Origin of the sequence: Bacillus sp. EKM420B (assembly GCF_011065565.1) — a bacterium.
Taxonomy (GTDB): domain Bacteria; phylum Bacillota; class Bacilli; order Bacillales; family Bacillaceae; genus Bacillus; species Bacillus velezensis.
In genome coordinates, this window is record NZ_JAAMNX010000048.1 from 1 (window position 1) to 254 (window position 254).

Sequence of the window (254 nt, forward strand, 5' to 3'; positions counted from 1 at the left end):
TGAATTTGATCCATTGTTTTTCGGGATTTCACCGCGGGAAGCGGAGCAAATGGACCCTCAGCAGCGACTCTTGCTGACGCACGCGTGGAAAGCGATTGAAGATGCCGGATATGCGTCAAAGAGTCTCTCAGGCACAAAAACAGGTGTGTTTATCGGGACCGGAAATACCGGCTACGGTTCTCTTTTAGCCAATGCCGATGCGGAGATTGAAGGGTCATCCGCGGCGAATACAAGTCCGTCTGTCGGACCGAACC

Annotated in this window: 1 protein-coding gene; it reads left to right on the forward strand. The window is 52.8% G+C overall.

What is annotated here, in order from left to right; translation table 11 throughout:
- A partial coding sequence (locus G9F48_RS19465; protein ID WP_165409991.1) for a beta-ketoacyl synthase N-terminal-like domain-containing protein occupies positions 1-254 on the forward strand: 254 nt, incomplete at both ends.